Raw genomic sequence first — 22,465 nt, 5'->3', positions numbered from 1 at the left:
GGAGTGTGGGTCGATTGAGTATTCGTGATCGCGGCACCATCAAATGGACGTCGATGATGCTACCGGAGCACGTCAGGCTGCTTCGGGACTGGAAGGAAGAAGAGCGTCTCCGGAAAAGGCCGGAGCTTGATGAACAGAAGCTTGAAGAGATGAACGAGACGATTCATGAGGCGATGGCCTACAACCTGGCGCTATCCTTCGTCTATTTTGAACAATACGATTATAAAATGCTCGTCGGTCATATCCATTATGCCGATCCGGTAAAAAAGGAGCTGCGGATCGTCGATGAATTCGGGGACCGCTATGACCTGAAGCTGCAAGACATTCTCGATATTCGTTACTTATAATACGATGAAACACCCTCCTGAAAAGGAGGGTGTTTTTTTACGGATAGAGCAGTGGATCCGGAGCCGTGTTATCTGTTTCTTTACCCTTATTTAGCTGAGGCCGAGATTTCAGGGCACATAAACATCGTTTCATTACCCTCATTTGGCTGAGGCCGAGATTTCAGGGCAAATAAACAGCGTTTCATTGCCCTCATTTGGCTGAGGCCGAGATTTCAGGGCAAATAAACAGCGTTTCATTGCCCTCATTTGGCTGAGGCCGAGATTTCAGGGCAAATAAACAGCGTTTCATTGCCCTCATTTGGCTGAGGCCGAGATTTCAGGGCAAATAAACAGCGTTTCATTACCCTCATTATGCTGAGTACCGAGTTTTCAGGGCAAATAAAACCGCATTCTATGTTTTTTTGGACGTAGTCCGAAAAATATTCCAAATTAATCCTTCCCAAATAGAAAATAGTGGTATATAATCATAACTGTATTAATAATCATAATACAGTTAGAACAGATAATACAGTTGACGCAGATGGGAGGGTGTATATGTTTGATTTGGATGTGCGTAGCCGAAAGCCGATATATGAACAGTTAGTGGATCGATTCAAAGAGCTGATCATCAGTGAAGTGATGAAGAAAGATGAGAAACTCCCCTCTGTAAGAGTGTTGGCCCAACAGCTGACGATTAATCCGAATACGATTCAGAAAGCGTATCGGGAGCTGGAGACGCAAGGCTATATCTATTCAATCAAAGGAAAAGGGAGCTTTGTGAGTGAAACGACGCATGTCGTTAACACGGAAAAGCTTGAGAAAGTCCAAAAAGAACTGACTAAACTCATACTGGAAGCCTTATATCTAGGGATGACGGTACAAGAGTTACAAACACTCGTGGAAGAAATAGAGAGCACAATAGGGGGAGGGGAACAAGATGATCGTAGTGAATGAAATTGCCAAGAAGCTTGATGACACAGATGCGTTGACGGATGTTTCCTTTTCAATTAAGAAAGGATCCATTTATGGTCTGCTTGGTTCAAACGGAGCAGGAAAGACGACCTTGTTGCGCATCATTGCAGGGGTTTTAAAAGAAAGCGGAGGAAGCATCACGGTGGATAATCAACCTGTTTTTGAAAACAGGAAGGTGAAAGAGCGGCTGATCTTCCTGCCGGATACGCTTTACTTCTTTTCACAGTACACGGTACGACAGATGGCGAATTTTTATAGCAGCATCTATCCGAGATGGAATGAAGAACGTTTTCTAAAATTGAAGGAAGTCTTTGAAATCGATGTGAACAAGAAAATCCAGAAATTTTCAAAAGGGATGCAGCGACAGGTCGCATTCTGGATTTCTCTCTCGGCCATGCCTGATTACCTGATCCTTGACGAACCGATTGACGGTTTGGATCCGGTCATGAGGAAGAAAGTAAAAAATTTGATGTTGCAGGATGTCGCAGAACGGGAAATGACCGTTTTGATTTCGTCCCATAACCTGAGAGAGATTGAAGATATTTGTGACCATATCGGCATTTTACATAAAGGAAAGCTTCTTCTTGAAAAAGATCTGGATGACTTGAAGTCCGATACACATAAAATCCAGATTGCATTCAAGGATGGTGTGCCGGCTGGTTTATTTGAAAATATGAAACTGCTCTATAAAGAGGAGCGCGGGAGTGTCCTTCTTTGTATCGTGAAGGGACCGGCTGACGAGATTACGGAACATTTCGAAGCGTATAAACCAGTCATCTTCGATATGCTGCCGCTCACTTTAGAAGAAATATTCATTTATGAGATGGGGGATGTAGGCTATGCAATCGAAAACGTCCTGGTTTAATCGAGAAATCGTCATTCAGAGCTTCCGGAATGTCGGGTGGGTGAGCATCGTCTATCTGGTTGGCCTGCTTTTGATCCTGCCACTCCAATTGATCATGATCTGGAGCAATCAGCAAGAATACAACCATTGGTACTACACACAAAAAAACGTGTTCACCATCAATTTTGAGCTGCAATTGATTTTACTTTTCCTCATCCCGGTGCTCCTCGGAATGTTCCTATACCGGTATTTGCAGATGAAAAGTGCGTCAGATTTCATACATAGTCTGCCGATCAGCCGCACTCAGATTTACACGCAATATTTCATCATCGGAATCGTGTATTTACTTATTCCCGTCCTGATTACCGCAATCATGTTGTTTGTGTTGCAAGGACCGCTGGAGATGGGTCAGCTCTATACGAAGATGGATGTGTTGGAATGGGCTGGTCTCACGTTTTCTAATCTGTTCGTCATCTATGCGGCGTGCGTATTCATTGGTACGCTGACTGGAATTACGGCGGTCCAAGGCGTTTTGACGTACATCTTACTCTTGTTTCCAGCAGGTATAACAGCATTGTTTTACTTGAACGCCCAATACTTTTTGTTCGGATTTGAACCGGATTATTATTTCAATATGCGTTTGGAACGTTTTTCACCGATAACTGCCGCACCGATGATTCAAAACTCAAATTCAGAGATCGGTTTGACGCAAGGCTTGATCTATTTATTAGCAGGTATCCTGTTTTATGTAGTAGGGATGCTCATTTATAAGAGACGGAAAGTCGAAGGTGTAGCACAAGCGCTCGTTTTTCAACAGATGAAACCCGTCTTTAAGTACGGGGTGACCTTCTGTACGATGCTCGTTGGTGGCGTGTATTTCGGTGAAACACAGCATAGTATCATATGGATCCTTGTCGGTTATGGCCTCGGTTCTATTGCAGGATACTTAGTTGCTGAAATGATCCTTCACAAAACATGGCGGGTCTTCAACCAATTGAAAGGTTATGTCATTTATGTCCTCGTCGCTGGATTGGCAATTCTCATTTTGCAATTCGACGTAACTGGATTTGAAAATCATGTTCCTGCAGCGAATAAAATCGACCGCATCTATTTCGGGCAGCATGCTTACGCGTACACAAACCAGGACGATGCAGAATTTGAATCCGTGGAGAAACCTTACTTGGAGACAGAAGAAAATATCCAAGCTGTGCGGAAGCTGCATCAGCAAATTATAGAGAACAAAGATGATTTGGATGATCTTTTCCGATACCGAAATCACATAAGCCATCAGACTGTATTCCTCGCCTATGAATTGAAGAATGGGGATAAAATCATCCGGGAATATCATGTTCCGCCGACAGACGAATTCCAGCCTTATTTAAAGCCGATTTATGAATCGATGGAGTATAAGGCGTACACCGAGCCGGTTCTTTCGGTGAATACAACAGATGTGACAAGGATTACGGTTCATCCTGATAAGCCACTTACAAAACAAAATCAAGGAATCATCATCCAAGAACCGGAAAAGATTGAGGAAGCTATTCAGGCCTTGAAGGAAGACATCAAAAACCAGCCGTACACAGACTATCTTCATAGGGGACTCGAATCAAACATCCAAATCAGTTTGTCTGGGGATCGTGAAGGTCTCCATACCACGTTCAGTAAATCATTCACCAATTTTGAAACGTGGCTTGAAAAAGAAGGACTGTTGAAGCAAGCAAGGACCACAGTTGAAGATATCGATTATGCGATTGTGTTACCGACTAAGAAAAACCGAGATCCATATGATTTCCATCAAATCTCTTTTGAAGAATTGCTAAAACGAGATGGGGGAATGAAGATCACCTCCAAAGCCGAATTGCAACAAACCATGGATACTGTCATGTGGCAAGACCCGATGAATCCTTACGTGGTTATTTTCAAGTACAAAGATTCCAAGCACCGTGATATCCGTAGCTTCAACGAATACAATGTACCGGACTTTATAAAAAAACATTTTGAATAAACGGAGGTGAACCAATGTGGCGACATCTTTAATGAAAGCAAGCGAAGTCGATTTCAGCTTTATCTATGAGACATTCGCAGAACGGGTTTATAAGGTTGCGATCATGATTACGAAGGATGCGTATCTCGCAGAGGATATCGTGCAGGAAACATTCATCAAAGCCTATAAAAAGATTGAGTCGATCCTGGATTTGGAGAAAATCGGAGCCTGGCTCTCGACGATTGCCTCACGCACGGCCATCGACTTCATTCGGAAAGAGAAAAGGTCAGGCATGACTCCTGTAGAGGATATCCTTTTCACCGAACGATCGAGGGCTGTTGATAACGTCGAGCAGACGATCGAGCATTTGTGGCTGAAGCAGGAAATCACGCAAGAGGTCCTTCAGTTGAAACCTGAGCTTCGCAATGCGTTTCTGTTGAAATATAATGAAGGAATGAAGGAAGAGGAAATCGCCTCACGTTTACAGCTTCCGCTCGGTACGGTCAAATCAAGACTGTACCGTGCGCGCAAGCAGATCAAGAACGAATTAAAATTTGACATGACTGCCTGAATACAAAAAGGACACTTAAGATGCAGGGGATCCACATCAGAAGTGTCCTTTCAAAATAACTTTTAAGGGGGTTGTGTTCATAAGTTTCGGGTTCCTCCACATACATGTGGGGGTCTTTTTTTATTTTCTTTTATTCTTTGATGTTTTTATTCGGTAAAGCGCTCACGGCGGACATTAACGTTTAGTTGAGATGTTAAAAAGGGAAAGATAAGGCAAGAAGCGAATTGTACCTGATATATGTGGAGAAAAAGAGGTTAGAGCATGGGAAAACGAAAATGGATCAAGAAGATCAGTATCGTCATCCTTATTATTGCGTTGTTCGTCTGGTTGAATCGAACATTCCTGGACATACCACCTGAAGAGATCCGGAATTGGGTCATGTCGTTCGGGTGGATTGCCCCTGGCGTATATTTGGTCATTTTTGCGTTCAGACCTTTCATTCTATTTCCCTCATCGTTATTGGGAGTCGTTGGCGGGCTCGCATTCGGCTTCTGGTTCGGTGTCCTATTGACGGTAATCGGAACGACTTTAGGAGCGGTTCTCTCATTTTTAGCCGTCCGTAAGCTTGGCATTTCGTTCGGTAAAATTCCATCCAAGAAGAAATACGATGGATTGAGGAAACAGATTGATGAAAAAGGCTTCATCATTCTATTGATATTAAGGTTGATACCATTTTTACATTTTGATTTCATAACGTATTTGAGCGCCGTCTCCAATATCCGTTTCCGGGATTATTTATTTGCGACGATACTCGGGGTGATACCAGGATCCGCGATTTACTGCGGGATCGGAAGCAGCTCCTACTCGGGTGGAAATGAACTATTGCTTTTCTCAATTATCAGTTTGATCATCCTGACCTCGATTCCGATTTTGTTCCGTAAAAAACTGTTTACGATGCTTGCCATGCGAGCAGACCAAGAATAACGAATGTGAAAGGAGAGCTGATCCATACTTATGACAGACAATAACGTGAAAGCGATTGTTTTCGATGTATACGGTACCTTGTTTGATGTCCATTCGGTTATTGAGGAGTGTGAACGGCAATTTCCTGAAAAAGGAGAGACGATCAGTCAAATCTGGCGGAAGAAGCAGCTCGAATATTCGTTCCTGAGAGGTTTGATGGGGAATTATCGACCTTTCTGGGAAATTACGAAAGATGCATTACGCTACGCATGTATGGCAGAAGACGTAGAGTTGACACCGGATAAAGAAAAAAAGCTGTTGGAATCCTATAAAAAATTAGATCCTTATAAAGAAGTGGAAGGGGTCCTCTCGCAGCTCGAGGGTTATCAACTGGCTGTATTTTCAAATGGATCGGAAGAAATGCTGCATCCCTTGATTGAGCACCATAATTATCAAGGTTATTTCGATCAGCTGATCTCCGTAAATGGAATCAAACAATTCAAACCGCATCCATCCTCCTATCTGTATGCGTTAGAGCAGCTTGGTGTGGAGAGAGATGAAGTTCTGTTCTTGTCCTCGAACACGTGGGATATTGCCGGTGCGAAGACGTTCGGTTTCCAAGTTGCATGGGTGAACCGATCAGGTGGTATAATGGATGAACTCGGGGTCACACCTGATTATGTCGTCAGTGACCTGACCGAGCTATTCGAGTAAGAGATAAAGCTGAGGAGATTACATGTCAAAGAATGTATTGCTTATCGGAGGTGGCCATGCCCACCTTTCTTTATTGAAAAATATGAAAGAAAACAAGCTTCCTGATTGTGAAGTGACACTTTTGAATCCAACATCGACCTATTATTATTCCGGGATGTTTTCGGGTTACGTGGAAGGCATCTATTCCCTCGAGGAGCTGGAAATTGATCTAGAGGAGTTATGTCAACGGTCTGGTGTCCAATTCTTTAAAGGAACGGCGATGAGTGTCGATGCGAAACAGAAGATGGTCCTCACTGAAAAAGGGGACATCCTTTCCTTTGATGTCCTCTCATTCGATATCGGAACAAGGCGGAAAGGGATCGCTGAATTACCGGACTCGGATCGTATTTTCCACTTGAATCGAAAAGAGCAGATCAAGGCGCTTGGCAAGGATTCGAGTAAACGTGGTGAGGTGGTCATCGTCGGCGGAGGTGCAGCAGGCATTGAGCTCAGTTTCTCCATCAAGGCCTGGAAAAAGAAGCACAGTGATGATGGCCATGTAAGATTGATCAGTGCTTCACCCATTTACGGCGAATCAAAAGAGAGCAGCTGTCAGAAACAACTGAAAGAGAAGCTGCTTCAAGCGGGTGTCGAGCTTCATGAAAATGAACGGATCAGTGATGTTCGTGATGGTAAAGTGACCGTGGGCGAGGAAACGTTCCGGTACGATTCGTTGTTATGGATGACCGGATCTGAAGCGCCTAAATTGTATAAAAGCTCAAAGCTTCCCATTGATGAAGAGGGCTACCTCCTTGTCGAGGATACACTACAAGTAAAGGAGTATCCGTTTATTTTCGGCTCAGGAAATGGTGTGACAGTGAGGGAGTACCCGGATATTCCAAGGAATGGCGTCATGGCGGTCCGCCAAGGGGAGGTTTTGTGGGATAATCTTTCCGGTTTCTTAGGATCTGGAGAAGGTTATCACTTCAAGCCGCAAAAGCGGTATTTGACGATTCTTTCAACTGGTGCCCGTCACGGCTACCTTCGCTACGGTGGACTTTGTACGTCCGGGAAGCTCGCCTGGAAGCTGAAGAATAAGATCGACCAAAAGTTCATGTCGACGTTTAAATGATAAAGAAGGAGTGCCGAGTCGGCACTCCTTTCTTGTGATTCGGGTGATGAAGGATAAAACAGCGTAGGCAGTGGAAATGTCCTTCATCCTACACCCACAAAAAGATTACACGAAAAAAGCTGACCCATCGCTTTTCAAAGCGGGATCAGCTTCTTCTTTTTAATTATGCATCCATTGCTTGTTTCCGTTCTTTACGAGCTTGCTTGAAGAAGAAGAGCTCATAGATCACTGGGACAATGATCAAGGTGAGGAATGTCGAGGTCGTTAAGCCACCAATAACGACGATCGCATGCCCCTTTGAAATCAACGTTCCAGTAGAGGTTGTAAAGGCTAATGGTAATAATGCTGCAATCGTTGCGAAAGCCGTCATCAAGATTGGACGCAAGCGTGTTTTACCAGCTTCCAATAGAGCTTCGCGAATTGCCATGCCTTTTTCAAATCGGTTCTGTCCGATTCGATCCACAAGTACGATTGCGTTGGTCGTAACGATTCCAATCAACATCAACACACCAATCATCGCACTGATGGAGAGTGGTTCACCCGCCAACCATAGTCCTCCGATTGAACCGATTGGAACAAAGATCAAGGAAGATAGGATGATGAACGGGATACGTGCTTTTCCGAATGTAATCAGCATCGTAAGATAGACAAGACCAATCGCAACCAGCATTGCGAGTCCAAGCTGTTGGAAGGTCTCTTCCGTTTCATCACTTCCGCCGCCACCCTCAAGGGAAACGCCTTCAGGTAGCTCTACATCAGACTTCACACCAGTGATGACGTCGTTCGATACCTTTTGGATGTTCTGTCCTAAGATTTGAGCTGATACCCGAGCAAACACTTTGCCATCAAGCTTTTGAATCGAAGAGACATCTTCAACCTGTTTCACTTCTGCAAGCTCGGAGAGTGCAACTGGCCCTTTACTTGTAAAAATTTGCAGCTCTTCAAGCTCATCGAGAGACGTGAGCTTCTCATCGTATTGAAGCGTGACTGTAGGTTGTTCTTCCCCGATCGGGAGTTCTCCGACTTTCACGGGCTTCGTTTGTTCGCTGATGATCCCGAGGATCATAAATCCGGATACGCCGTATTCTGAGGCAGCCTCCGGGTTAATTTCAACCTTCCATTGCGGCTGCTTTTCAGAGAAATTATTGCTTACATAGTCCAAATCATCGTTCTTTTTCATATATGCTTCAACCTCGGCAGCTGCTTCCTGCAACTTATCAAGGTCGTTGCTGTATAGATCAATGTTCACTTCATTGTTCGTTGGAGGTCCACCAGATTGAAGCTCTTGGACACTCACTACTGCTTCGTCGCTTTCAGCAATGACGATCTTTTTCATCTCATCTTCCAACGTATCAATGATTGCACTGACATCTGCAGACTCTTCGAGGTTGATGAAGTAGTTTGCCACGTTTTCGCGCTTCAGACCGGTCTGGAAGTCACGACTGCCGACAGCCGCAGTTACATCCTTGATTCCTTCTTGTCCCTCGAAATATTCTTCAACCTGTAATGACACTTCATTCGTGTTTTCAAGGGTCGTTGATGCTGGCATTTCGACTGAGGCAATCAACGTTTTTTGTTCTTCATTCGGTAAGAAGACGAAGCCGAGCTGAGATGTTAGGAAGAAGGATCCTCCCAATAATACAAATGAAAGGATGATGACGATCGCTTTATGGTTCAATGATTTTTTGATCAAATTCACATAAACCTTTTGCAGCCACGTCACTTTCTCTTCGTTATTCACATTTTTAAAGGATACTTTTGCAAGGATTGGTACGATCGTTACCGCAACAATCAATGAAGCGAGTAACGCATACACGATTGTCAAAGCGAACGGAAGGAAGAATTCTCCTGTCACACCACCGACAAAGCCTAAAGGTAGGAATACAACCACCGTTGTCAACGTGGAGGAAACGATCGCTTTCAGAATTTCTTTGGTCGAGCTTAAAATAAGCTCGTTGCGATCCTCGGTTCCGTTACTTTTTCGTAGTCGCCGGAATATGTTTTCAATAACGACGATACTGTCATCGACGACTCGACCGACTGCAACGGCCATCCCACCAAGGGTCATGATGTTCAACGTAATATCCATGCGATCCAAGAAGATCGCACCGATCAATAAAGAGAGCGGAATGGAAATGATGGCGATGATCGTCGCCCGGAAGTTCCTCAAGAACAATAGAACAGCTAAGGAAGCGAAAAGGGCACCATACAAGCCTTCTTTAACGAGCTTCTCAACAGATTGCTTAATACCGGAAGCCTGATCAAAACCGATCGCATAATCGACTTTGTCGTCATACTTCTCTAATGTGGAAATGATTTTTTCGGATACTTCAACGGTGTTCGCGCCTTGCTTTTTCGTAATCGCTGCAGATAAAGCTTCCTTCATGTTGTAACGGGTAATTTCATCGCTTTCAGAGGTTTCTTCCACCTTCGCAATATCACCTAACGTGATTGCTTCAGTGGCTCCGGTTGGCGGTGTCGCTTCCCCCCCGGAAGGAGGTCCTGCATCACCCGTACCAGATGGTGGGCCTTGCTGTTGTGGAGCTTCGCCTGTTGAGCCGGCGTTGACCTGCAATGCTTTCAATTCCTTGATTGTTTCAATTTTCTCTTCTACACGAACAGGTACAGAGATGATTTCCTGTTCGATTGAACCAGCAGGGAAGGACATGTAATGCTGGTTGATTGTATCTTTGACCTGATTCAGGTTCAATCCATATTGTTTGGCTTTCTCTTTATCGACGGTGATGATGATGGATTCATCTTCTAATCCCCCGACAGAAATGTTGTTGACTCCAGAGATCTTGTTGATTTCTGGCACGAGTTCATTCTCGACGAAAGCCTTGAAATTTTCATCCTCTCCAACAGGGAATAAGGAGATGTTATAAATTGGGAAGGCACCGAAAGAAAAACGGTTCACTTCAGGTTTTGCGTTTTCAGGTAAATCAGCATCTTCAATTAAGCTTTCAATCTCACGCTCTACATCATCCAAGTTCGTGGAGAAAGGAAATTCCAGATTGATGACAGAGAAGCTTTCGAAAGATTGACTTTGCATCTTTTTAACATCATTCAATGCTTTCAATTGCTCTTCGAGTTTGTCGGTGACTTTCTCATTCACATCCTGGGTGGAAGCACCCGGATAGACCACTTGTACAGACATTTGTGGAAATTCGATATCCGGTAACAGATCGACCTTCAAATTACTGAACGAATATAAGCCGCCAACAACTAGTAAAACCCCGAAAATAATGACGGCAATCGGGTTTTTTAGACTGAATTTGGTTAAGAAACTCAATTCTTCGCCCCCTTATGTAGGTAAAAATGATTTCAGTGCTCATATGTGAATTTTCACATATACACCCTAAGTATAATGGATTAGTGAGAAGGTGCAACTATTTTGAATCTGATTTTGTGTAAATTTTGTGATAAGATGGATTCAATTAACATGAAAGTAGGATCAAAATGGCTTTACGATACGCGATACTCGGGTTATTAACTAAGAAACCCTCAACCGGATATGAACTGAATCAACAGTTTAAAGAAACGATGATTCATTTCTGGTCAGCTCATCATACACAGATATATCGGGAATTGATCAAGTTAGAGGAAGAAGAGTGGGTGAGTTCCGTCATTTACCCACAAGAGGATTCCCCCGATAAGAAGGTGTACACGATTGAAGATCAAGGAAGAGAAGAACTGCTGAAGTGGCTTCTGAACTACAAAGTTGAGCCCCCTAAACTGAAGGACCAACAGCTGTTAAGGGTCTCAATGTTCCATCTGATTGACCCGGACGATGCGATTCGCTTTTTGGAAAAAAGTAAAGAGCATCACCGCATTGGGGTTCATCATATGAACGTATGGCAACAGACCCAATATCCGACCAACGAAGACAAAAAAGCCGCACTCGGTGAATACTTCACATCCGAATTCGGCAAAAGGTATATGAAAAGCTGGATTGAATGGTGCGATTGGGCGATTCAAGTTTTGAAAGAGTTAAAGGAGTAAAGAGGTCATGATTGGCCTCTTTTTTTTAATTGACCAATAATCAGAAGAAGTACAGGGATAACCAAACCAAACAGCAGGGCATACGCTAACCACGTTTTCGTGGCAAAGTCGATGAAATATGCGCTGTTTGGATAGGCAATCAGAGAGTAAATGTATAGGATGAAAGACATCGGGATGACCAACAAACGATAATCCTTCAAGTTGAACAATTTTTCGAGCATGATGAGTGCAGCATGAAAAGAAAGAACCAACTTGAAAAATAGAGTGATTCCCCATAACGCAGCTACAGTCACTTCAATACGCTCAAGAAAGTCAGCTATACTGATTTTCTTTGCCCAAACATAGGTCGGGTATACTTTCAGTCTAGTCAGTTCAGGGCCGAGGACGAGGATCGTAAACAAGGTCGTAATAATTAAAATGGTAGAGCCTAATGTGATACCTATTATGAAGCTTTTTCTCGTTTTCTCTGGATGGTTGATGGACGAATAAAAGGTGGTCAAGATGACCAACTCGAGAAAGGGAACACCAACCATTGATAACGAACTGCCAAAAATCGTCTTCCAATCTTCCCCTGCAATAGGTTGTATATTCGTTATCTCGACTTGTGGAGAGGTAAGGGCGATAAGAATGAAGAACATCAGTACAACAAATGGAAATGTGATTTCTGCAACCCTGCTATATGTCTCAAATCCCAATTTCACTGCGTAAATGACTGGTATCAAAAACATGATATGTATCGCTTCAAGAGGTGTCTCAAGCATGATTTTCGTTTTTAAGAAATCTCCGAAATTCCTTAATACAAGTGCAGCCAGGGTAAAGCAGAAGAAAAAATAGAGCGCGACGACGATACGCCCAAAAAACTTACCCATCACAAGTTCAGCAATGCTAGGTAGATCCAATCCGGGATAAAGCTTAGGGAATGAGGAATAGAGAAAGACCAATCCCAAACCGATGATGGAGGCCAAAATGGCTGAGATCCAACCGTCTTGACTAGCCGTTGATACAAGACTTGATGGGATAATGATAATTGAACTTCCTACTGTGAATAACATGACGAGAAGTACAAATTGCCGGGAGCTGATTCGTTCCTCTTTTCCCATATGTTTCCCTCCCTACTTAAATAAATTGAGAATACTCGTACTGATCGGTTCGAATAAATAACTTACCAGGTCCAATGGATTAGGGATTTTAACATCCAATCCATGAAGAACCAGCAATATGCTTCCGATGGTTAGAAGTATGAAATAAATCACACTAGGATAGAATTGCTTTTCCCGTATCAAGGGTGGCAATTCAACAGTGACGAATAGAACTGCTAATAATAACATCCCTACAGAGAATCCCACCTCTATCATCCTCCTACCTTTGGAGATTCTGTAATGGAACCTGTATTATGAATAGCTGCATCCACTTTGACCTTCACCTCGATAGTTGGAAACACATCATGCCACTCTTTCTCTACTTTTTTCCATACTTTCGGATGACTACGATGAAGAGCGTTCCCAAACCCATAAATATCCGATTGATAGGTGGTTTGTGCTTTGAGGATGGCTTCTCGGATGTCCTTCTCAACGGTTTCATTAATATTGTTTTCGAACTGCTTCATATAATTGGGATCATTGAATGGCTGAGGTGAATCACATTCCGAATCCATAATATTACCGTTAATTTTTACAGAAACCTCGCCTTGAATTTGGTTGTTTTTCTCTCCAGACGTAATTTTTGCGCTTGTATTGATGATTTCTACCCCTACAAGTCCATCGCCCTTAACACAGGGAATGTTCATCAATGTACTTTGGATATTTCCTTGAGAGAAGTTATAGGCAATGCTTTCTTTCTCTTCCATCCAATCAATAAGCTTATCCTTTTTGAAGACTCCTAAGGGACTATACATGAGATACGTTTTAGGACTGATATACGTATACTTCGATTCAGTTTCACCCTCTTCTTTGTCACCCACAATGAATACCCCTGTAACCACGAGATTTTTCCCAGTGCTTAACAGGTCCGTGATGAAGGTGTCTAAGGATACTTCAGTAGTTACTCCGTACGAGGTGCTGGATGTCACGAGCGATTTGAACAATTTGTTCCCGGGGATTTCATCCATCGTGGTCAAAATCGAAAGGATGTCATTCGCTTTACTATCTTTTGCAATCAAGATGAAGAAATCAGAACGGTATTCGTGGTCCCTTAACATAACATCCAAGATTTTCGATACCCCTTCCTTGGCAAGATCTTCACCGATGATGAGGACTCGGACATGTGAAAAGTACATTTTCGTAGCAGATTTTTTCGTCATTTTCCTCCACGCTTCAAAAAGTGTATCGCCCTTTTCCGCCAAAGTCGTTACAACTGTTCGTTTAGGAGCCCGTTCCTTTGCTACCTCGCTCGGATTAATGATTTGTGTTGTAAAGACATATTTCCCATCAACTTTGTCAATACCAAGACCTGACGTTATGGAAAGTTCGTTCAGTTCACGGCTGTTCCAGCAGCCTGAAAGCAGGGGAGTGATGAAGACGAGTAGTATAATAAATGTTAAAAAAGGTTTCATATATCATTCACTCCTCATAATCGTCATTGCTTTCTCTTATCATCCAAAGGTGGATGGTATTGTTGCTTTGTCGTATTCATTTGGCTGATCAATCTTGGCCTGGTAATCAGCCATCTCCTAGGGAATCTGAATACGGCATCTTTTTGCTCTTTCAGGCTGAATGGTCCGATTGGTGACATATATGGCATACCGAATGAGCGTAAACTGCACAAGTGTAACAGCAATAAAAACAGACCGACCGCAATCCCGAATAAGCCGAATGTAGCTGCAAGGATCATATAGCCAAACCGGAGAATCCGGACAGATAGAGCCATGTCATACGAAGGGAATACGAAGTTGGAAATGGCGGTGATGGACACGACGATGACCATTGTTGGCGATACAAGTCCTGCCTGGACAGCAGCTTGACCAAGGACGAGAGCACCAACGATTGATATGGCTTGTCCAACTGCCCGTGGCATCCGGATACCAGCTTCCCGTAAAATCTCAAAGGTTACTTCCATAATCAATGCTTCAACGAGAGCGGGAAAAGGGATTCCATCTCTTTGGGCGGCTAAATCAATCAACAGTTGTGTTGGTATCATTTCCTGGTGGAATGTCGTTACCGCGATATAAAGTGATGGAATGAGTAAGGCTGCAAAAAAGGCTAGAAATCTCAAGATCCGTATGATTCCGAAAAAGGATCGCTCATAGTAATCTTCAGGAGACTGGAAGTAATGGATGAATAATGCAGGTACAATAAGTGCAAATGGGGTTCCATCAATGAGAATTGCAACTCTTCCCTCTAACAAAGCGGCAGCAACGACATCTGGACGTTCGGTGTTGAATATCGTTGGAAAAGGGGAAGATGTCTTATCCTCAATCAATTCTTCTATATAAGCACTCTCCAAAATGCTATCAATATCAATTTGCTTTAGACGATCACGTACTTCTTGGAGTACTTTCGGATTGGTCACCGAGTCGATTGAGATGATTGAGACATCGGTGTGAGTATGTTTGCCGATGATACTTGTTTCAACCCTCAAGTCTGGATCTTTAATTTTTCGACGTAGAAGTGATGTATTGGTTCTTATGCTTTCTGTAAAGGATTCCTTCGGTCCACGAATGACATTTTGTGTGGTCGGTTCGGTAACTTCCCGGTGCTCCCAACCACGGGTAGCTGCAATTACGGCTGTAGGATATCCTTCGATGAATATTGCAGAGTCTCCTGACAATATGTGGTTCAACGTCTTCTTGAAATCCTTCTCATCATGTACTTCACCGATGGATATTGCTTGTTTTTTCAGGAGGTCAAGGTAGTTCTTCTTTTCAGTGCGCATTTCTCGTGAGTCATGATTGAACATCATGACCTTCAAGATGAAATCCTGGACAGATTGAATATCGACAAGGCCGTCTACATAGGCGATGGAAGCATTGATTTGTTGGTTGATCTGGAATTCTCGTATGATGATATCATCACTGTGTCCTAGACTTTCACGAAGTGCTGTAACATTCTCCTTTAATGAGCGAGATACCTCATTTATAGGAGATTTTGGGACCTTCTTTTGAGTTTGACTGAATCGATCTTTCATCCGATTTCGCTTACGGAAGAAACTCATGACGAGCTCACTGCTTCCCTTCTGATTTTGCTCGATTTTCTTTAGTATTCACAGGACATTATGAATTTATGAACACATAAAAAAGATGAACCAAACGAAGTTGGTTCATCTTTTTCTTATCTTTATTTTGCAGATTTACATAACTCTTCAGGAAACCGAATGCGTCTGATTATTCAACTTGTAATACTTGCTTTCAATGTCTCTGGAGACATGACCCGAAATTCCTTGGATCGCTTTCAACAGCTTCTCTAAATCGATCCCCGTTTCAATTCCCATCTGATGAAGCATATATACGACATCCTCAGTGGCGACATTTCCAGTTGCACCTGGCGCAAACGGGCATCCTCCTAATCCACCAGAAGATGCATCAAACCTTGAAATGCCTGCTTGTAAACAAGCGAACACATTCGCAAGTGCCATTCCGCGCGTATCATGGAAATGCGCAGTAAGGAGAAGGCGGTCTCCGAGTTCATCGTTCAATCGCTTAAAGAGTTCATAGCTTTCTTGTGGATTCGCCATTCCGACTGTATCCGCAACGCTCAGTTCATCTACGCCATAATCGGCGAATTGCGTACAAAGAGCTAATACGTCATCTGGGTCAACCTTACCGTCATAAGGACAGTAGAAGGCAGTGGATATACAAGCTCTTACGAAGTAGCCTTTTTGCTTCAGCTCTGCAAGAATCGGCTTCAATTCTTCCATACTTTCTTCGGTTGTTTTATTGATGTTCTTTTTATTGAAAGCCGAGCTGACACCAACAAACACCGCGACATGCTTGACGTCCGTTTCATAGACGCGATCGATTCCTTTTCGGTTTGGTGCGAGAACGAAATTCCGGTCCTCATCCAGGCAGGACTCAATGACTTCCTTGGCATCGCTCATCTGAGGAACCCATTTCGGTGAGACGAAGGAAGTGAGCTCCATTTCTTTCAATCCTGCTTCTTTCAACCCTTTTATGAAATGTATTTTTGCGTTCGTTGGCACTTGCTTTTTCTCATTCTGAAGTCCGTCCCTTGGTCCGACTTCAATCATGGTCACTTTTTCAGGTAAGTTCATGGTCAACCTCCCATTTTCGCAAAAAATCGTAAGCGTTTTCACCCATACTAACCTCCATTGTAACGCGAATATTTTCACAAGGGCAAGAATTTTCAATAAATTGCAGAAATATCTCGTAATAGGAAGGAAATGCCCGAATGAAATGAGAAATAGACAAGGTAAGACAAAGAACTACATTATACAAGGAGGCAACAAAGAGATGGAGAGAGAAGCTGTTATCGTAAGTGCTGTACGGACTCCAATCGGGACGTTCGGCGGCAGTCTGAAATCAATTCCAGCCACCCAATTAGGTGGACTCGTTATTAAAGAAGCTTTACAAAAAGTTGGTATATCAGAAGTGGATGAAGTCATCATGGGGAATGTCCTGCAGGCAGGCTTAGGGCAAAATCCGGCTCGCCAGGCGGCAATCCATGCAGGTCTTTCAGAGAAAACGTCATCAATGACGATCAATAAAGTATGTGGCTCAGGACTGAAAACGGTTCATCTAGCAGCCCAGTCCATCTTGCTTGGTGACGCAGACGTTGTTCTTGCAGGTGGCATGGAAAATATGAGCCAGGCGCCTTACCTGTTACAAGGTGCACGTGATGGCTATAAAATGGGTGACCAGAAAGTGGTCGACTCCATGGTTCATGATGGGCTATGGTGCGCGTTCAACGATTACCATATGGGCATTACAGCAGAAAACCTATGCTCCTCCCATGAATTGAAGCGAGAAGAGCTTGATGAATTTGCGGCGTGGAGCCAGGAAAAAGCGGCGAACGCGATTGAAAGCGGTAAATTCAAGGATGAAATCGTACCGGTTTCTATTCCTCAACGAAAAGGAGATCCGGTTCTTTTTGATACAGATGAACATCCGAAGAAAGGTTCAACAGCTGAAAAATTGGCGAAACTCCGTCCAGCATTCAAAAAGGATGGCATGGTGACAGCTGGGAATGCATCTGGAATCAATGATGGGGCAGCAGCTGTTGTCGTGATGAGCCGTCAAAAAGCAGAAGAACTTGGACTGAAGCCGCTTGCCGTCATCCGTTCAAATGCTTCAGCTGGAGTCGATCCGAGTGTGATGGGAATCGGCCCTGTTCCGGCAACACGTAAAGCACTTGAAAAAGCGAATCTCACTATGGATGCCATCAACTTGATTGAAGCGAATGAAGCTTTTGCCGCTCAATCATTAGCAGTCGGCAAAGACTTGAATATAAACCGTGATATCTTGAACGTCAACGGTGGCGCAATCGCTCTCGGACATCCGATTGGAGCGAGCGGTACACGCGTACTCGTAACACTCATCCATGAGTTGAAGCGACGTAATGAACAATATGGTTTGGCAACATTATGTATCGGTGGCGGACAAGGTGTCGCAACCATCATTGAAAATGAAGCTTAAGTAAAGGAGATGAAGAAATAATGAAACCAATCGAAACATCATTCTTAGAAGCAGTCAAAGAAATCAAAGATGGCGCAACGATCATGGTTGGAGGATTCGGGCTTGTCGGAATCCCGGAAAATCTCATTCTTGCCCTTGTTGAAAGCGGTGTCAAAGATTTGACCGTCATTTCCAACAACTGCGGTGTTGATGAGTGGGGACTCGGTCTCCTATTGAAAAACAAACAAATCAAAAAGATGGTCGGCTCGTATGTCGGAGAAAATAAAGAATTTGAACGCCAAGTGTTAGCAGGCGAATTGGAAGTCGAACTGATTCCTCAAGGGACGCTAGCTGAACGGATTCGGGCAGGTGGAGCCGGTATTCCAGCTTTCTATACGCCAGCTGGAGTCGGAACTCCACTCGCAGAAGGTCGGGAGGTCCGTAACATCAATGGGAAGGATTACTTGCTGGAGTATGGGATGACTGCAGATGTTAGTCTTGTTCGTGCGAAAAAGGCCGACAAGATGGGGAACCTCATCTACAATAAGACCGCTCGCAACTTCAACCCGATGATTGCAGCAGCAGGGAAAGTAACGATTGCTGAAGTTGAAGAGCTGTATGAGGTCGGTGAACTCGATCCGGACCAGATTCATACACCGAGTATCTATGTGCAGAAGCTGATTGTTGGTGAACAACAGAAGAAGATCGAACGCTTGACGGTTACAAAGTAGCAGAGGAGGAACTAAATCATGACGAAAGTAGATAAAGCAATTGTACGTGAACGTATTGCTAGAAGAGCAGAAAAAGAAATCCAGGACGGCTTCTACGTGAACCTTGGAATCGGCATGCCGACTTTAGTAGCCAACTATATTTCGGATAATAAGACGGTCGTCCTTCAATCGGAAAACGGGTTGCTCGGAATCGGACGGTATCCGACAGAGGATGAAGTCGATCCGGATCTAATCAATGCAGGGAAAGAAACTGTTACGGCGACAAAGGGCGCTTCATACTTCGACAGTTCAGAGTCCTTTGCCATGATCCGTGGAGGACATATTGATATCGCGATTTTAGGTGGTATGGAGGTTTCCGAAAACGGTGACCTTGCGAATTGGATGATTCCAGGAAAGATGATCAAAGGTATGGGGGGCGCAATGGATCTTGTCCATGGTGCGAAGCGTATCATCGTCATCATGGACCATGTCAATAAGAACGGTGACCCGAAGATCTTGAACAAATGCTCTCTGCCACTCACGGGACAAGGTGTGGTAGACCGGATCATCACTGATCGTGCCGTCCTTGATGTAACCCCTGAAGGACTAAAACTCGTTGAAGTTGCGGAAGGATTTACACCTGAAGAAATCCAGGAAGTGACTGAGCCATCGCTCATCATTGCAAATGATGTAAAAACAATGACAAATTAAGAGCACTTGCGTTGTTTTTTAGCGTTTTTGGAGGAGGGGAATGAGTTTGAAAAGATTAACAGCACTTTCAAATCGGATCATGCAGAGGTATCTGCCTGATCCCTTCCTTTTTGTCGTCCTTTTAACAATTGCTGTGTTTTTGATGGGGATGCTCATCATGCAAAGTACACCGGTTGAAATGGTGACATATTGGGGAGATGGATTCTGGAATCTATTGACGTTTTCGATGCAGATGGTCTTGATCCTGGTGACCGGATTTGTTCTTGCGAGTAGTCCGTTCTTCAAAAGGATCCTGAAAGGGATGGCATCACTTGTTTCCAAGCCGGGTCAAGCGATCGTTTTCGTCACGATTGTTTCATTGGTCGCAAGCTGGGTAAACTGGGGCTTCGGATTGGTCATCGGTGCCCTGTTTGCGAAGGAACTGGCGAAAAAAGTAGAGAAGGTCGACTATCGCCTGTTGATTGCGAGTGCGTATAGTGGTTTCCTCGTCTGGCATGGCGGTTTTTCAGGGTCCATACCGTTGACGATTGCAACTCCTGATCACTTTACAAGTGACATGATCGGTGTGATTCCCACCTCGGAAACGATCTTTGCACCGTTCAATCTGTTCATCGTCATCTCGTTGTTCATCGTGCTTCCAGTTGTGAACAGTTTGATGATGAATTCGAAGGAAAATGCGTATTACATCGATCCTTCCGTGTTGAAAGATACGGATGTTCATGCGGCGGCAGTCGAAGCAGATACGCCTGCTGAAAAGATGGAGAACAGTAAGATATTATCGCTGCTTATCGGACTGCTAGGTCTAGCATTCATCATCTATTATTTTGCGACGAACGGCTTCAGCCTGAACTTGAATATTGTGAACTTCACTTTCTTGTTCTTCGGAATCCTACTTCATGGTACACCAAGAAGGTTCATCAACAGTGTTTCGGAGGCGGTTAAAGGAGCAGGTGGCATCATCATCCAATTCCCTTTTTACGCGGGAATCATGGGTATGATGGTTGCCTCTGGTCTTGCTGCTGAAATGTCGAAGTGGTTTGTGAGCATTTCCAATGATCTTACCTTTCCTTTCTTTGCATTTATCAGCGCAGGGATTGTCAACTTTTTCGTCCCTTCTGGGGGAGGTCAGTGGGCTGTTCAAGCACCCATCATGCTCCTTGCCGGGGAAGAACTCGGTCTGGACGCAGCGAAAACAGCAATGGCAGTGGCATGGGGAGATGCATGGACTAATATGATCCAGCCGTTCTGGGCACTTCCAGCACTTGCAATTGCAGGTCTTTCAGCGAAAGACATCATGGGCTTTTGTGTCATCGCAATGCTTGTCAGCGGTTTTTTCATCACCATCGGTCTCGTTTTCATTTAACAGCACAAGTAAAAACCAGGAGGTAACGTATGAATGAAATTTATCTTTTAGATGGGGCGCGTACAGCCTTTACCACTTTCGGCGGTTCTTTCGCAAAGGTCACGCCTACAGAGCTTGGGGTAGCGACAGCAAAGGAAGCTTTGAAACGCTCAAAGGTATCACCGGAGGAAATCGACCAAGTGGTTTATGGGAATGTCATCCATAGCAGTACGAATGCACCTTATGTTGCCCGGCATATTGCAACACAATCAGGTATTCCGACCGACAAACCAGCCCTACTCGTGAATCGGCTTTGTGGATCGGGTCTTCAGTCAGTTGTTTCTGCCTCACAATCCTTGCTGCTCGGAGAGGGGAATACAGCGTTGGTTGGCGGTGTCGATAACATGTCGATGAGTCCTCACGTATCGTTCTCAAATCGATTCGGACATCCGAAATTAGGAAATGTCCAGTTTGAAGATATGCTGTTACTCACCTTACGAGATGAAGCGATCGGTAATGGAATGGGAATAACAGCAGAAAACTTGAGTGAACAATATGGGATTTCAAGGGAAGAGCAGGATGAATTCTCAGCTTTAAGTCACGAAAGAGCAGGAAAAGCAAGCGAATCAGGACGTTTCAAGCGTGAGATCGTCCCGGTAGAAGTGATGGAGCGGAAAGAATCTCGTCTGATTGATACCGATGAACACGTCCGACCTGGTACTACGGTTGAAGGCCTTTCAAAACTAAGACCGACTTTCAAAAAAGATGGAACGGTCACAGCAGGGAATGCTAGCGGTATTAATGACGGGGCGGTATCCATGATCCTTGCAAATGGACAATCCGTCACGAACAAAGGCCTTAAACCGTTGGCAAAAATACGTTCTTGGGGCATTTGCGGCGTTGATCCTTCCATCATGGGAATCGGACCAGTCCCTGCAATTCGAATCGCACTAGAATGTGCTAAGCTGTCAATGGATGACATTGACCTCTTTGAAGTGAATGAAGCTTTTGCTGCACAGTACCTTGCAGTTGAGAAAGAATTGAAGCTAGATCGTATGAAGACGAATGTAAATGGTGGAGCGGTCGCACTTGGTCACCCTGTCGGTGCAAGTGGATCCAGACTCCTGCTTTCTTTAGCGTATGAGCTACAGGAACAAGACAAGCAGTTCGGAATTGCAAGCCTTTGTATAGGTGGTGGACAAGGTATTGCAATGGTAATTGAACGCGTATAGAATATATTCCATATCGAGTGACCCGAATGATCACGTCTGACATGTTTGGGTTACTCATTTTTTTGTTTAAGTAAAAGGAGATTGGACGGATGGCGTATGAATGAGGAACACACATGCTTTTGTAAGGAACCGACAACGCATTTGAAGCTCGAGGGGGATGTAGGGGCTGAACCGATTTGGTGTGGAAAGTGCGGGGCAAACCTCGATGTAGATGTTTTTCCTATCTCGGAAGACTTGAAATGCAAGCTGATGGATTGGGGATTCCGATATGGTGAGTGGATGGACTGGGAAAAGGATCGATTGCAAAAGGGAGCGAAGCAAATGGAAGAAGCGTTCAATCGTGAGGGATCGGAACTATTAGAGAAAATCTCTCGTGAAATAGGTAGATCCGTTAAGGTGGAGTATGTTCCATCTACCATGGTCCGCCATTATGAACAAAAGTAAGAGGTGAGTGGAAACAATCAAGCATCGCTTCCAT

21 protein-coding genes are annotated in these 22,465 nt (G+C 44.0%); 15 read left to right on the top strand and 6 right to left on the bottom strand.

Annotated features, from left to right (window positions below; translation table 11 throughout):
• Positions 1-14: 14 nt before the first annotated feature.
• The 8 genes from V1497_RS11380 to V1497_RS11345 all read left to right on the top strand — a co-directional run bounded on the left by V1497_RS11380 (position 15) and on the right by V1497_RS11345 (position 7,425).
• Positions 15-347: a YolD-like family protein gene (locus tag V1497_RS11380; RefSeq protein WP_349407670.1), complete on the top strand. Its 333-nt coding sequence runs from the start codon at positions 15-17 to the stop codon at positions 345-347.
• Between the two features lie 534 nt (positions 348-881).
• Positions 882-1,280: a GntR family transcriptional regulator gene (locus V1497_RS11375; protein ID WP_349407669.1), complete on the top strand. Its 399-nt coding sequence runs from the start codon at positions 882-884 to the stop codon at positions 1,278-1,280.
• The gene (locus V1497_RS11370) at positions 1,264-2,163 is read left to right on the top strand and encodes an ABC transporter ATP-binding protein (RefSeq protein ID WP_349407668.1); all 900 of its coding nucleotides are present in this window, start codon (positions 1,264-1,266) and stop codon (positions 2,161-2,163) included. Before V1497_RS11375 ends, V1497_RS11370 begins: the two co-directional genes overlap by 17 nt.
• Positions 2,138-4,147 (top strand): DUF6449 domain-containing protein, encoded by a 2,010-nt coding sequence (locus V1497_RS11365; protein WP_349407667.1) that lies wholly within the window; start codon positions 2,138-2,140, stop codon positions 4,145-4,147. The genes V1497_RS11370 and V1497_RS11365 overlap by 26 nt, the downstream gene beginning before the upstream one ends.
• Before the next feature lie 16 nt (positions 4,148-4,163).
• Positions 4,164-4,697: an RNA polymerase sigma factor gene (locus V1497_RS11360; RefSeq protein WP_349407666.1), complete on the top strand. Its 534-nt coding sequence runs from the start codon at positions 4,164-4,166 to the stop codon at positions 4,695-4,697.
• 261 nt (positions 4,698-4,958) lie between these two features.
• Positions 4,959-5,621 carry a TVP38/TMEM64 family protein gene (locus V1497_RS11355; protein ID WP_349407665.1) on the top strand — a complete coding sequence of 221 codons (663 nt, stop codon included), beginning with the start codon at positions 4,959-4,961 and terminating at the stop codon, positions 5,619-5,621.
• 30 nt (positions 5,622-5,651) lie between these two features.
• Positions 5,652-6,314: a haloacid dehalogenase type II gene (locus V1497_RS11350; RefSeq protein WP_349407664.1), complete on the top strand. Its 663-nt coding sequence runs from the start codon at positions 5,652-5,654 to the stop codon at positions 6,312-6,314.
• Between the two features lie 22 nt (positions 6,315-6,336).
• On the top strand, positions 6,337-7,425 hold the full coding sequence (locus tag V1497_RS11345; RefSeq protein WP_349407663.1) for an FAD-dependent oxidoreductase: 1,089 nt from the start codon (positions 6,337-6,339) through the stop codon (positions 7,423-7,425).
• Positions 7,426-7,588: 163 nt separating this feature from the next.
• On the opposite strand, the gene V1497_RS11340 is transcribed toward V1497_RS11345, so the two are convergent.
• Entirely contained in the window at positions 7,589-10,717 is a 3,129-nt protein-coding gene (locus V1497_RS11340) for an efflux RND transporter permease subunit (RefSeq protein ID WP_349407662.1), read from the bottom strand.
• Between the two features lie 167 nt (positions 10,718-10,884).
• Between V1497_RS11340 and V1497_RS11335 the strand changes: the two genes are divergently transcribed.
• Positions 10,885-11,427 (top strand): PadR family transcriptional regulator, encoded by a 543-nt coding sequence (locus V1497_RS11335; RefSeq protein WP_349407661.1) that lies wholly within the window; start codon positions 10,885-10,887, stop codon positions 11,425-11,427.
• A 5-nt stretch (positions 11,428-11,432) separates the two neighbouring features.
• Here the strand turns inward: V1497_RS11335 and V1497_RS11330 are convergent, their stop codons facing one another.
• The 5 genes from V1497_RS11330 to V1497_RS11310 all read right to left on the bottom strand — a co-directional run bounded on the left by V1497_RS11330 (position 11,433) and on the right by V1497_RS11310 (position 16,632).
• Positions 11,433-12,527, bottom strand: a complete 1,095-nt coding sequence (locus V1497_RS11330; RefSeq protein WP_349407660.1) for an endospore germination permease — start codon at positions 12,525-12,527, stop codon at positions 11,433-11,435.
• A 12-nt stretch (positions 12,528-12,539) separates the two neighbouring features.
• A complete protein-coding gene (locus tag V1497_RS11325) occupies positions 12,540-12,773 on the bottom strand; it encodes a hypothetical protein (protein ID WP_349407659.1) in 234 nt (77 codons plus the stop codon).
• A 5-nt stretch (positions 12,774-12,778) separates the two neighbouring features.
• Entirely contained in the window at positions 12,779-13,978 is a 1,200-nt protein-coding gene (locus tag V1497_RS11320; RefSeq protein ID WP_349407658.1) for a Ger(x)C family spore germination protein, read from the bottom strand.
• A 23-nt stretch (positions 13,979-14,001) separates the two neighbouring features.
• Positions 14,002-15,576, bottom strand: a complete 1,575-nt coding sequence (locus V1497_RS11315) for a spore germination protein (protein ID WP_349407657.1) — start codon at positions 15,574-15,576, stop codon at positions 14,002-14,004.
• Positions 15,577-15,723: 147 nt separating this feature from the next.
• The gene (locus V1497_RS11310; RefSeq protein WP_349407656.1) at positions 15,724-16,632 is read right to left on the bottom strand and encodes a hydroxymethylglutaryl-CoA lyase; all 909 of its coding nucleotides are present in this window, start codon (positions 16,630-16,632) and stop codon (positions 15,724-15,726) included.
• A 199-nt stretch (positions 16,633-16,831) separates the two neighbouring features.
• Here V1497_RS11310 and V1497_RS11305 point away from each other — a divergent pair, with 199 nt between their 5' ends.
• The 6 genes from V1497_RS11305 to V1497_RS11280 all read left to right on the top strand — a co-directional run bounded on the left by V1497_RS11305 (position 16,832) and on the right by V1497_RS11280 (position 22,431).
• Positions 16,832-18,013: an acetyl-CoA C-acetyltransferase gene (locus V1497_RS11305; protein WP_349407655.1), complete on the top strand. Its 1,182-nt coding sequence runs from the start codon at positions 16,832-16,834 to the stop codon at positions 18,011-18,013.
• 20 nt (positions 18,014-18,033) lie between these two features.
• Positions 18,034-18,723, top strand: coding sequence for a CoA transferase subunit A (locus V1497_RS11300; protein ID WP_349407654.1), 690 nt, complete (start codon positions 18,034-18,036; stop codon positions 18,721-18,723).
• Positions 18,724-18,741: 18 nt separating this feature from the next.
• Positions 18,742-19,413 (top strand): CoA transferase subunit B, encoded by a 672-nt coding sequence (locus tag V1497_RS11295; protein ID WP_349407653.1) that lies wholly within the window; start codon positions 18,742-18,744, stop codon positions 19,411-19,413.
• Between the two features lie 46 nt (positions 19,414-19,459).
• Positions 19,460-20,776, top strand: coding sequence for a short-chain fatty acid transporter (locus V1497_RS11290; RefSeq protein ID WP_349407652.1), 1,317 nt, complete (start codon positions 19,460-19,462; stop codon positions 20,774-20,776).
• 29 nt (positions 20,777-20,805) lie between these two features.
• Positions 20,806-21,987 (top strand): thiolase family protein, encoded by a 1,182-nt coding sequence (locus V1497_RS11285; RefSeq protein ID WP_349407651.1) that lies wholly within the window; start codon positions 20,806-20,808, stop codon positions 21,985-21,987.
• A gap of 96 nt (positions 21,988-22,083) precedes the next feature.
• Positions 22,084-22,431 (top strand): hypothetical protein, encoded by a 348-nt coding sequence (locus tag V1497_RS11280; protein WP_349407650.1) that lies wholly within the window; start codon positions 22,084-22,086, stop codon positions 22,429-22,431.
• Positions 22,432-22,465: the final 34 nt, after the last annotated feature.

Origin of the sequence: Pseudalkalibacillus sp. SCS-8 (assembly GCF_040126055.1) — a bacterium.
In the GTDB taxonomy this organism is placed as follows: Bacteria; Bacillota; Bacilli; order Bacillales; family Fictibacillaceae; genus Pseudalkalibacillus; species Pseudalkalibacillus nanhaiensis.
The sequence above is the reverse complement of the archived record's forward strand: the minus strand, read 5'-3'. Positions and strand labels throughout refer to the sequence as shown.